Here is a 12,229-nt window from a genome sequence, read left to right as displayed (position 1 = left end):
CGCGGCCATAATCTGAAGGTATGTCCGCCGTCATGACCGCGCACGCCCTCCCCGAAACCGCCACCGTCCTGCTGGTCGAGGACGACGAGGTGCTGCGCCAGGAGATGGCCGGCTATCTGGGCGGCCAAGGCTATGCTGTGCGCCAGGCCGCCAACGTCGTCGCCGCCCGCGCGGTGATGGAGACGCGGCCGATCGACGTGCTGGTGCTGGACGTCAACCTGCCCGGCGAGAGCGGCCTGTCGCTGTGCCGCCAGGTGTCGGGGACCGATGGGCCCGCGATCCTGCTGCTGAGCGCCCTGGGCGATCCGGTCGACCGCATCGTCGGGCTGGAGCTGGGGGCCGACGACTACGTGGTCAAGCCGATCCCGCCGCGCGAGCTTCTGGCCCGGGTTAAGGCCCTGCTGCGCCGCCGGGCCGGGGGCAAGGGGCCGCGCGCCGACATCCGCCTGTTCGCCGGCTTCCGGCTGGACGTGGCCGCGCGCCAGCTGACCGCGCCCAACGGCGTGCTGCTGCTGCTGACGCCGGGCGAGTTCACGATTCTCTCGACCCTGGTCGACCACGCTCGCGCGGTGGTGTCGCGCGACGAGCTGCTGACCATCATCGCCGGCGAGACGGTCGAGACCCTGGGCCGCCGCGTCGACCTGCACATCAGCCGCCTGCGCCGCAAGATCGAGGCCCAGTCCGACGAGCCCCTGATCCGCACCTATCGCGGCATGGGCTACATGCTGGACGCCAAGGTGACGATCGAATGACCGCCCCCGGGGGTCCTTTGGGAAAGGGGCTCTTTCGGCGGTGGCCCAGCCCGCCGATCGCCTTGCAGATCCTGGCCCTGCTGATCGCCGGGCTGGTCGTGGCCCAGACCGTCACCCTGGGCCTGACCGTGCTGCTGCCGCCGGCCCCGGCCATGCACCACAGCCTGGCCGACATCGCCGCCGGCCTGCGCGGCGCCATGCCCGACAATGACGGCGACCGGCCGCTGGTCCGCACCGTCGAGACCCAACCGCCCAGCCTGCAGAGCCCCGGCTGGGTGGCCTCGGAAGCCGCTGGCGCCGACCTGGCCCGCCTATTGAACGCGTCGCGCGAGGACGTCCGCCTGCTGTTCTACGCGCCGCCGCCGTTCGCCGGCACCGAAAGCCGCCGCCCTAGCCCCCCGCCGCTGGCCCTGCTGCTGACCTCCTACGCCGAGGCCCAGACCCTGCCGCCGGGGCCGGGCCCTGGCGGCGTCGGCGGGGTTCGCGTCGTGGGCGGATCGATGGGACCCATGAGCGCCCCCGCGGGCGTCCCGATGGGTCAGGGCGGCGTCCTGATCCGTCAGGACTTTCCCGGATCGCCCCCCGGCGCGGCGACGCGCGGGATCGGCGGCCAGCGCGTCTTTCGGTCGGGCGGCGTCGGACCGCAAGGCGGCGGCATGGTCGGCGCCCAGCGGACCTTCGCCTATCAATCGCCCGCCGCCCGCCCGGACCGCGCGGTCGACCCGCTGTTCGCCGCGCCGTTCCGTTCGCGGGTGATGACCCTGCCCGACTCGCTGCGGGGCGTGACCCCGCCGGCCGCTCCGCTGGACCCGGTCGCCGACGCCGCGGCGCGCGAGCCGACGCTGCGTCCCCCGCCGCCGCCCCAGCCCCTGGCCCGCGCCGTACCGGTCACCGAGTCGGTCCAGGCCGCCCCGCCCGTCGCCCCGCCCGCGCCTCGACCGACGCCGCCCAGGCCCGAGGCCGAAGCCCCGACCGGCCTCCCCCTAGCCGCGCCCGAGACCCGCAGCCTGTTCGGCCTGGCCCCGCCGCCGTTCATCGAGGGCGACTTCGTGGCCGCCCTGCGGGTCGGTCCCAACCGGTGGGCGACCCTGCGGCCCCGGCCCGAGGCCTTTCCCAACAGCTGGCAGCGGCGGGTGCTGATGTGGTTCGCCCTGTCGCTGGCCGTGGTCGCGCCGCTGGGCTGGATCTTCGCCCGCCGCCTGGCCGCGCCCCTGGCCGGCTTCGCCGCCGCCGCCGAGCAGCTGGGCCGCGACCCGGCCTCGCCAGGTGGATTTGGGGTGATCGTCGCCGACGGACCGGCCGAGATCGGCCGCGCCGCCCGGGCCTTCAACGCCATGCAGAGCCGGCTCAGCCGCTACATCACCGACCGCACGGCGATGATCGGCGCGATCTCGCACGACCTGCGCACGCCCCTGGCCCGCCTGCGTTTCCGGCTGGAGCGCGCCCCGCCCGCCCTGCGCCGCGAGATCGGCCAGGACCTGGACCAGATGGAGGCGATGATCACCTCGGTCCTGGCCTTCATGCGCGAGGACGCCGAGGCCGGCGCCCGCCAGCGGGTCGACCTGCGCTCGCTGCTGGAATGCGTGATCGACGAGGCCGAGGTCACCGGCGCCGAGGTGGTCCTGGAGCCCGGCGAGCCGGCCGAGGTCGAGGTCTCGGTCCTGGGCCTGCAGCGGGTGTTCGCCAACCTGGTCGACAACGCGGTCAAGTACGGCGACAGCGCCCGCGTGACCCTGCGCGTCGAGGGCGACGAGACTGTGGTCGAAATCCGTGACCGGGGCCCGGGCCTGGCGCCCGACGAGCTGGAGCGGGTGTTCACCCCGTTCTATCGCGGCGTCGAGGCGCGGACCTCCAGCAAGCAGGGTGTGGGTCTGGGGTTGTCGTCGGCCCGCTCGATCGTCCGCGCCCACGGCGGGGACATCCGGTTGATGCTGCCCGGCGAGGGGTTGCTGGTGCAGGTGAGGTTGCCGCTGGTGGGGGCGGTGCAGGCGAGGCCGCCAGTGCGGTTGCAGGCGGCGGAATAGGATAACGCGGCGAACACTTGCCCCCTACGGACCGCTTCGCGGTCGTCTTCCCCCATAGGGGGAAGAGGTGCGGTGCGGCGTCCTCCGCCCCCTATGGGGGCGGACAGACCGCGAAGCGGTCAGGTGGGGGCAGGTGGGTGTGATCCCATGCGGAAAGCCCTAGTTCCCCGTCCCGTCGTGCATCCCGTGATCCATATGCCCGCCCGGCCCGTGCGCCTCGGCCGTGCCGCCCAGACCGTCGGGGATGCCGATGCTGACATTGGCCATCATGCCCTGGTCCTCGTGGTCGAGGATGTGGCAGTGCAGGACGTACTCGCCGATGTAGCGCTCGTACCGGGTGCGGGTGACGATGTGGTAGTTCTCCTTGACGAACAGGGTGTCCTTCCACTGGTCGATCACCCCGGCGTAGTCGGGGTCGAAGTCCGGCGTGCCAGGATCGGTCACCGACTTGCCTGCCGGGTTGACCACGCTGACCACCTGGAACGGATTGACGTGGATGTGGAACGGGTGCCCCGCGAATTTCGAGGTCAGCCGCCACTCCTGCACGTCGCCGATATTGGCCGTGCGGTCGATCCGCGACGGCACGTAAGGACCGCTCCTGTCCGGCGGCAGGGCCGGGTTGAGCACCTCGAACTTGGTCCTCGGCTTGGCCTTGATGTCGATGTTGAAGGCCAGCTCCTGGGCCGGGACGTTGAGGTCGCCCTTGGCTATCGTCTCATGCCAGACGAATTTCGACAGGGTCAGGCCGTTGTTCAGGTCGCGGACCACCACGGCCTTGACCCGCTGGTCCGGAATGTTGCGTTCGGCCGCGTCGATCATCAGCTTCTGCAGCGCCTTGTCCGGATCGCCGGCCGGCGCGCCCGGCTCGACCACGGCCACGCCCAGCAGCTTGATGGGCTCGGCCGCCTGTGACGGGCTGCCCAGGGCGTCGCTGGCGCCGTCGACGATGCAGTAGTTCCCGCCGGTCGGGAAATAGACCACCAGGTCGGCGCGGTAACCGGGCTCCAGCCGCGCCTCGCTGGTGCGGAACACCTGCGATCGGGTCAGGCCGTCCAGCGCCACCTCCCACATCGGCAGGGCCGTCCCGGCGCAGTACTTGCGCATGAAGTCGGCCTGGTCCTTGGCCGGCACGGTGTTCCAGTTGGGCGCGCCGGCCTTCATCGGGAACAGGCGGAAGGCGACCGCCTCGCGCACGCCGCCGTGGATCAGCCGCCAGCGCTCGAACCGGCCCGCCTTCAGCCCGGTGACCCCAGGCTGGACCCGGCCGTTGATCGAGGTGAAGCGGCCGGAATTGGCCCAGCTGGCGCTGGGGCTCAGCTGCTGGGCGTAGTCGCGGATCTCGCCCGTCTGGCCCGGGTCGCAGACCCAGGGCTGGCCGGTGGGGGTGGCCGATTTCTGGATCTTGCCGGCGGAGTCAAAGCAGGCGTACTGCACCTGCTGGAACATCAGCACCTTGTCGGGGAAGGCCGCGCCTTGGGCGTCCTGCAGCAACACGTCGATGTCGCCCGGATCGTCGGCGGTCGGGGCGCGGTCGTCCTTGATGATCAGGGCGCCGGCCATGCCGCTGGACACCTGCAGGGCGGTCGAGCCGTGCTTGTGCGGATGGTACCAGAAGGTGCCGGCCGGGTGGTCGGACGGGACGTTGTACTCGTACTCGAAGGTGACGCCCGGATTGATCGAGATCAGGACGTTGTCGCTGTTGCCGGCCGGCGAAACCCACAGGCCGTGGGCGTGCAGGTTGGTGTCGTTGAAGCAGTGGGGGATGTTCACCCCCCCGTCCGGCGCCTTGCACTTCTCGGCCGGCAGGCGCTTGCCGTCCTTCATCTCGAACAGGTTGTTGGCCAGGCTGATCCGCACCGTCTGGCCCGGGCGCATGGTGATGGTCGGGGCCAGGAAGGGCGTGTTCGGATCGATCGACGAGCCGTGGTAGGACCGCAGCAGGACCTTGTCCTGGCTCAGCGTCCACGGGTTGCGGACCGTGCCCTCGGTGAACTCGATCGAGAACTTGTAGAGAATGTTCTGGCGCGGATCGACATAGCTGTCGGCCGCCTGGGCCTTGGGCGGCAGCGCTTCGAGGACCTTGGGCGCGGACAGCCTGGGCGGCGCCGGCTCGGCTTCCGGCACGGCGGCGGGCGGGTTGGCGAAGACGTTCTCAAGCGCCTGGGACACGGCTGTCGCTGCTTGGGGCCGGGCGAGGCTGGGCGACGGCGTGGCGGCCAGGGCCATGGCGGCCAGCGAGACGCCGACCAGGGCGACGGAGCGCGTGCGGGCGTGAGGCTTCATGATGTGCACCTTCCTGGCGGCGTCGCGATCCCGCCCGCGCGGCGCGGGCACACCAAGGATTGCGATTCGCGCTAACAACCACCGATGCGCGAACTATCGCGCATTGGTGGAAGCTTGAAAAGGCGCAGCTTGAAGGTGTCGCTCGAACGCCTGTCGGCTCAGGACGCCGGGATGCCGCAGTAACGATCCAGGAAAGCCTGGTGCCCCGGCAGGGCGCCCACGGCGCGGGCGATGTTGCCGCTCAGGTCGGCCAGCGCCCCGCGCAGCTGTTCGGGCGGCATCAGGCGGCCCATCTGGTGATAGCCGGTCGGCTGCAGCCGCTGGCCCAGCATGACCTGCAGCCAGGAATCGACCTGGAACAGCTCGCCGGGCGCCTGATAGGCCTGGGCGCTGTCGCGGAACAGTTCGATGCGCTGGGTCAGGCTGTCGGGGACAGCCATCGTCCGGCAATGATCCCAGAACGGGCTGTCGGTCCGCTCGGTCAGCTTGTAGTGCAGGATGATGAAGTCGCGGATCTTCTCCAGCTCGTCGACGGACTGCTGGTTGTAGCGGTCGACCAGGGCGTCGCTGACGCCGTTGAACGGGAACAGCTGCATCAGCCGCGTGACCCCGATCATGATCAGGTGGATCGAGGTCGATTCCAGCGGCTCGACGAAGCCGCTGGCCAGGCCCAGGGCGACGCAGTTCTTGTGCCAGGTCTTCCGCCGGCGGCCGGTGGCGTAGCGGATGAGCCGCGGCTCGATCAGCCGCTCGCCGTCCAACGCGCCCAGCAGGGTCTCGCGCGCCTCGTCGTCCGACATGTAGTCGCTGCAGTAGACCAGCCCGTTGCCGACCCGGTGCTGCAGCGGGATCTTCCAGCGCCAGCCGGCCTTGTGGGCGATGGCGCGCGTGTAGGGGACGGCCGGGCCGGTGGACTTGGTCTGCACGGCCAGGGCGGTGTTGGTCGGCAGCCATTGGCCCCAATCCTCGTATCCTGCCTTCAGCGTCTGCTCGATCAGCAGGCCCCCGAATCCCGTGCAGTCGATGAACAGGTCGCCCTCGACCCGGTCGCCGTTCTCCATGACCAGAGCCTCGATGAAGCCGGTCTCGGCGTTCTGCTGGACCTGGCTGATCTTGCCCTCGATCCGCTTGACGCCCAGGCCCTCGCTCATCTGGCGCAGGAAGCGGCCATAGAGCGTGGCGTCCAGGTGATAGGCGTAGTTCAGCTCCGGCCCCTCGCCGACCGAGAACTTGTCGGCCAGCGCCGCCTTCAGCTCGAAGCAATAGTCGCCCAGTTCGCCGCCGAATCCGGCCGCCTTGGCCTGCAGCCAGAAGTGATGGAAGCTTCCCATCCAGTTCGACTTTCCGACCTGGCCGAACGAGTGGATGTAGCGGTCGCCGACCTGGCCCCAGTTCTCGAACGAGATGCCCAGCTTGAAAGTCGCCTGGGTGGCGCGCATGAACGCCGGCTCGTCGATGTTCAGCAGGGCGTTGAAGGTGCGGGCCGTGGGGATGGTCGACTCGCCCACGCCCACCGTGCCGATCTCGTCGGACTCGATCAGGCTGATCTCGAGCAGCGGTCCCAGTTGCTTGGCCAGCGCCGCCGCAGCCATCCAGCCGGCCGTGCCGCCCCCGGCGACGACCACCCTCTTCACGATCTGTTCTTGCACGGGGGTCCTCCGGTCTTTGTGGTCAGCGGTTCAAGCGATTGAGCAGATAGGCCCGCAGCCGCCGGGCCTTGCGTTCGTCCATCGGACCAAGGTCGCCGCGCGCGCCCTCGGGCAGGTGGGCGCCCGCCCGGTCGGCGGGGCCGAAGACGTAGTAGTCGAACAGCTTTTTCCAGGCCTGCTTCTCGAAATCGGGACGGTCGCGCAGGCTGAGCAGGCCGTGCAGCAGGGTGTTCATGGGGGTGTCCATGAAGCCGGGCGCGGCGTTCCACCAGTAGTTTATCAGCACGTTGAACGGTTCCAGCGCCTCGACCTGGTGCCACCACAGCGCCGGGTAGACCAGCACGTCGCCGGGCTCCAGATCCGCCACCTGGGCGGCGGCCAGGGCGTCCCGGAACCGGGGAAAGCGCTCGAAGTCCGGCGCGTCGAAATTCACCATGCTGACCGCCTGGCCGCCCGGCGTCGGATCCAGCGGACCCGGATAGAGGTTGTCGACCTGGTCAGGCGGGAGCAGCGTGAAGCGCCGCCGGCCGACCACGCAGCAAGCGATGTTGTTGGACATGTCGTAATGGGCCGCGGCGACCGTGCGGTTGCCGATCCAGATACTGGCCAGCGGCGTGTCGTCGCCCAGGGCCACCAGGTCCAGCCCCAGGTCGTTCTCGGCGCGCAGGCCCGGCAGGTAGGCGTCGATGTCGCTGGAGCCGATATAGAGCGACGGCCCGCCCACGACCTCGAGCTCCTGCTCGATCCGCTCCAAGAAGGCTCGAAGGGGCGTGCGCTCGGTCTGGAAGTTCAGGCGCGTGACGCTCTCGTCATAGCCGAAGCGCCCCTTGATCTCGGGCGCGCCGGTATAGCCGACGAAGCGCTCGCCGCGATCGTGGTCCAGCAGATAGTCCATGGCCGTGCGCGGCGCGTGAAGACCCGCCTGCACCAGCGGCCAGTCGCGAGCCATGCCGCGGAAGATCGTCGGCCGCTGCTGGGCCAGGATGTCGTCGAACGGGATCTGGTCGGGCGTCAGCCCTTCGACCACCGGGGTCTTGCGAGCGATGTCGATCATCGGATGTTCGCTCCCTCGATCTGGCCGGCGCTCAGGTGCGGGCGCGCTTGCGGTTCTTCAGCTCGACCAGGAACCCGACATTGCCCAGGGACGACAAGACCCATTGGGCGGCGGCCAGGGCTCCGGACCGATGCAGCCCCTCCAGGGCCGCGCCGCCCAGTCCGGCGAACCGCTCCTGCGAGATCGTGTAGAGGCCCGGCAAGTCGTACTGGGCATGGTCGTCCAGCTTGATCTCCACGTCCACCGGCTCGATCAGATCCGCGGCTTCGAAGGCCGCGAACATCGCCTTGCTGATCTCCAGTCCGTCGTAGATGGCGCCCAGCAGGCGGGCGACATGCTGCAGATAGGGGGAATTGCCCCCCGCCGGCAGGAACACCGGCTCGCCCTCGCCTGCGGCTTTCGCGGCGGCGACGCGGGGATGGTCGAGATCCACGTGGATCATCGGCTCGCCGCCCCGCTCCCGCACGGCGATCGAGAACGGCCCCCGCTGCTGGATGGCCGGGACATAGCGGGCGTTCCAGCCGCTCCCTTGGCTGGCGTCGTCGAGGAACAGGTTCTCGTCCCGATCCAGGCCCAGCAGGGCCACCGATTGGAACGCGCCGTCGGCGTCCTTGCGGAAGAAGATCGGATATTCGCGCTGAACCGCCTCGAACTCGGTGGGGAAGATCAGCACCTGGTTGATGTTGTCGCCGAACGCGGGCCCGTGCCCCGTGGCGACGCGCAGATCGCCATGGTCGACGTTGTTAAGCAGCACTCTGTTGGTCATGTCCGCCTTCCGGCCCCGTCATGCGCGCCCTCGGGCGCGCGCCCAGGATTCGATGTCCGGGTACTCTAGAGAAGAAAGGGCCGCTGCGAACAGCGGCCCTTTCCCCCGACCTAGGTCGGGTCCGAGGACCCGACCATCGCTGCGCTTCCTCTAGAAGCGATAGCGCGCTCCGAGCAGGAAGCGACGGTCCAGTTCCTGGGCGTACCACAGCTCGTTTTCGTCGCGAGCGTAGGTGCGCAGGCTCTCGTTCAGCAGGTTGATGCCTTCCAGCGAGACCGCCAGCTTGGGCGTCACGTCGTAGCTGACGTTGAAGTCCACCTGAGCGAACGGCGCGACGAACACCGGGTTGCGCGAGCCGCCGCGGTTGGTGGCTTGCAGGAACTTGTCGCGCCAGTTGTAGGTCAGCCGCGCCGAGAGCCCGTTCTTGTCGTAGATCAGGGTGGCGTTGGCCGTGTCGCTGAGACCCAGCAGAGCGAACTGGTCCTCGTTGGGGTTGGCGCCGATGTCGAAGCCGATATCGCCCTCCACCATGGTGTAGGCGCCGGAAACACCGAAGCCGCTGTCGCCGAAGAAGTGTTGAGCGGCGATTTCGAAGCCATGGATCTTGCCGGTCTTGTTGTTGATCGGCTGCGAGACCTGGAAGTTGAACAGCGGATCGCCGGCGACAGGCGAGACGTCGGTGGTCGACAGGATCTGGTCGACGAAAGCCTGGTTGAGGTCGCCGTTCGGCAGGCGATTGGCCTGGAACTGCGCCGTGGCGGCCGCCACCGAACCGGTGGTCTGGATCAGCGACGTCAGGGTGAACAGGTTGACGTCGGTCTGGTCCGCCCCGATCGCCGTCAGCTGGGCCTTGGCCGCGCCCGACCGCGTTCCGGCGGCGCCGGAGCTGGCGTCACGCAGACCGAACAGGTTCCGCATCACGGTGCCAGTTCCGACGAAGTTGTTCACGCGCTTCTCGAAGAACCCGATCGAAACATAGCTGCTGGGCTTGTAGTACCACTCCAGAGACGTGTCGAAGTTGTCCGAGATCAGCGGCTCCAGATCGGGGTTGCCGCTGGTGCCCAGGGGGATCGCGCCGTTGGCGACCGGCCGGTTGGGCGCCCCGGCCGTAACAGCGGCGAACAGGTTGCCGTAGTCGGGCCGGGCGATCGTGCGGCTGAACGAGAAGCGACCGATCAGGTTCTCGCGCAGTTCCATCTGGAAGTCCAAGGCGGGCAGCAGGTTGTTGTACTTACCGCTGCCTTCGATGGGCTCGTAGGTGGTGCCGGTGTCGACCCGGAAGTCGTTGTCGGCGGTCCAGACGATGGCCTGCGGCGTGCGGATCTTCGAGACCGAGGTGGTCTTGGTCTGCTCGTAGCGCGCGCCGGCCACCATGCTGGCGTTGTGGCCCGCGATTTCGCCCTTCCAGGTCAGTTGGAAGTAGCCGGCCAGGATGTCCTCGTCGACGCGGTTGTTGTTCTGGCTGGTCACCGCCACGGGGTTGCCGGCCGCGACATAGTGGGGCGACAGGGCGTTATAGAGGTCGATCGCGTCGGCCCGGAAGGAGATCAGGCCCGTGCCGCTCTGCTTCAGATCGAAGTCGTCGAACCGGCAGGATTGGCAGAACTGGTGGACCAGGTTGCCAGCGTACTGCTTCACATCGCCCGGGTTCGAGATGCCCCAGCTGCCCAGGTCTTGCTGGGTGTTGATGGTCGACTGGACCATCTTGGTGGTGCGGTAGTCGACGCCGAAGTCGAACTTGCTGCCGTTATCGTCGAGATCGTAGCTGCCGTCGAAGCGGATTTCCTTGATTTCCTGCTCCTGGCGCTGGGCCGAGGTGCGGGCCACCTGGCTGCCCAGGTCGCCGATGTCGAGCACGCCGTTGCCGTTGCCGCGGGGCGCGGCGTCGTTGATCGTCACGGCCTGGATCGGAACCTTGCCGCTGTAGTCCACCGAGTGCGACGAGATGATCGGCGCGCCGATGCTGACCGAGGTCGAGCTGGTGCCGTTCGGCGCGTCGGGGTTGCTCTCGGCCTTCGAAATGTGGCCGTCCACCGCGAGGTGGAAGCGGTCGCTGACGTCCCAGGCGCCGTTCAGGCCGAACGACGACAGCTTGTCCTCGTTGGCGCGATACTGCTGCTCGAAGCCCGTGTCCTTCACGCCGCTCAGGGTTTCCTGCAGGAAGACGGCGGTGGCGACCGTGGGGTTGTCGTCGAAGGTCACCTTGTCGAACGGACGGTTGAACCAGTTGGTCTGGTCGTTGCGCCGCTCATAGGACTTGTTGTCGACGTAGAGCGCATCGGCCGTGATGGTGACGTTTTCCATCGGACGCCATTGCAGGCTCGCCTGGCCGTTCAGGCGTTCGCGCTGGCCTTGCGAGAAGTGGTAGCGGCTGTCGTTGGGGATCGCGACCAGCATGTTGCCGTTGGACGGCGCGTTGGTGATCTGGGTCGCGCCGCCGTTGCGGACGAAGCCGTTGGCCGGATTGATGAAGTCGGAATAGGTGCGGATGTTCCAGTCGTTCGAGGTGGCGCTGCGGCTGGTGAAGTTGCGCTTCTGGTAGCTGCCGAACAGCGTGACGCCGAAGGTTTCTTCCGCGTCGGTCCAGTTCAGCAGGCCCGAGATTTCCGGCGTGACCTTGGACTCGTCCTCGAGACGCTCGTCCATGCTGGTGTCGTAGACCGCCTTGACGCCGATGCTGCCGCTCAGGCCGCTCTCGCGGGCCTCGAACGGACGGCGGGTCTTGATGTTGATCGTGGCGCCGATGCCGCCCGACGGGATGCCGGCCCGACCGGTCTTGTAGACCTCCATGGTCGAGACGCCTTCGGACGCCAGGTTCGAGAAGTCGAACGAGCGGCTGGTGCCGGCCGCGAAGTCCACCGATTGGTCGCCGCCGACGGTGGCGACGTCGGCCGACGGCATGGTGCGGCCGTTCAGGGTCACCAGGTTGAAGCCGCCGCCGAAGCCGCGGACCGTGACCTGCGAGCCTTCGCCGTTGGTGCGGTCGATCGACACGCCGGTGATGCGCTGCAGGGATTCCGCCAGGTTGGTGTCGGGGAACTTGCCGATGTCTTCGGCCGAGATCGCGTCGACGACGCCGCTGTTGGAGCGCTTGATCTCGATCGCGCGCTCGAGCGAGGCGCGGATCCCGGTGACGACGATCTCATCGACCGTGCTGGTGTCGTTGTTGGTCTGAGCCTGGACTTGGCCGGCGGCGAAGATCGCCACGGACAGCGCCAGCAAAGACGCAGAGGTGTTCAGACGACGGTGTCGCTTCATAGCCGTTTCCCCGCAAGTGGCCCCGAAAGGGCTTGGTTCTTTTTTGTTTCAGCGCCGATAGGTTCGCCGGCCGTTTTTGCATTTTTGCTAAAAACAACCGGACGTCGACAGCTACGTTAGCGGTAACATCAGTCCGTCAAATCGGTCAAGCGGCCGAAAACTGATTTTGACAGCGCTGTTTTGTGTTCAATTCTCATACAAATGGAGCAAACCCGAGGCAGATAAGGCGAATGCCGTTTTTTTGACGCAAACGCCTTTTTCGCAAGGCCTGCCTATTGTTGCAGTCCGGACACAGCAGCCCGCCCGACAAGCCCCGTTCCAGCCTTGATTCACGCTCCACCCTGGCGGGCGGTCGGCCCCGTCTTTGGGCGGGACCGCCGTCGCCCGGCGAGGCGGGACGAGAGAAACCCCGTTGACGCAACCCGGAAGAATGTTACCGCTAT

7 protein-coding genes are annotated in these 12,229 nt (G+C 68.2%); 2 read left to right on the top strand and 5 right to left on the bottom strand.

Translation table 11 applies throughout. The annotated features are described in order from the left end of the window. The first annotated feature begins 32 nt into the window (after nt 1-32). Both ASD38_RS05125 and ASD38_RS05120 read left to right on the top strand, forming a co-directional pair. Nucleotides 33-752 (top strand): response regulator, encoded by a 720-nt coding sequence (locus tag ASD38_RS05125; protein WP_056436203.1) that lies wholly within the window; start codon nt 33-35, stop codon nt 750-752. Continuing rightward, nucleotides 749-2,776 (top strand): sensor histidine kinase, encoded by a 2,028-nt coding sequence (locus tag ASD38_RS05120; RefSeq protein ID WP_056458115.1) that lies wholly within the window; start codon nt 749-751, stop codon nt 2,774-2,776. The genes ASD38_RS05125 and ASD38_RS05120 overlap by 4 nt, the downstream gene beginning before the upstream one ends. Before the next feature lie 159 nt (nt 2,777-2,935). Here ASD38_RS05120 and ASD38_RS05115 read toward each other — a convergent pair whose 3' ends face one another. The 5 genes from ASD38_RS05115 to ASD38_RS05095 form a co-directional block, all read right to left on the bottom strand. Beyond that, nucleotides 2,936-5,059, bottom strand: a complete 2,124-nt coding sequence (locus ASD38_RS05115; RefSeq protein WP_056435039.1) for a multicopper oxidase family protein — start codon at nt 5,057-5,059, stop codon at nt 2,936-2,938. Nucleotides 5,060-5,217: 158 nt separating this feature from the next. Continuing rightward, entirely contained in the window at nt 5,218-6,708 is a 1,491-nt protein-coding gene (locus ASD38_RS05110; RefSeq protein WP_056458111.1) for a tryptophan halogenase family protein, read from the bottom strand. A gap of 22 nt (nt 6,709-6,730) precedes the next feature. After that, the gene (locus ASD38_RS05105) at nt 6,731-7,762 is read right to left on the bottom strand and encodes a cupin-like domain-containing protein (RefSeq protein WP_056458109.1); all 1,032 of its coding nucleotides are present in this window, start codon (nt 7,760-7,762) and stop codon (nt 6,731-6,733) included. A gap of 31 nt (nt 7,763-7,793) precedes the next feature. Further along, on the bottom strand, nt 7,794-8,528 hold the full coding sequence (locus ASD38_RS05100) for a SapC family protein (RefSeq protein ID WP_056458106.1): 735 nt from the start codon (nt 8,526-8,528) through the stop codon (nt 7,794-7,796). A 150-nt stretch (nt 8,529-8,678) separates the two neighbouring features. Next, nucleotides 8,679-11,786, bottom strand: coding sequence for a TonB-dependent receptor (locus tag ASD38_RS05095; protein WP_056458103.1), 3,108 nt, complete (start codon nt 11,784-11,786; stop codon nt 8,679-8,681). Nucleotides 11,787-12,229 lie beyond the last annotated feature (443 nt).

Source organism: Caulobacter sp. Root487D2Y (genome assembly GCF_001427165.1).
In the GTDB taxonomy this organism is placed as follows: domain Bacteria; phylum Pseudomonadota; class Alphaproteobacteria; order Caulobacterales; family Caulobacteraceae; genus Caulobacter.
This window is presented reverse-complemented; position numbering and strand designations above follow the sequence as displayed.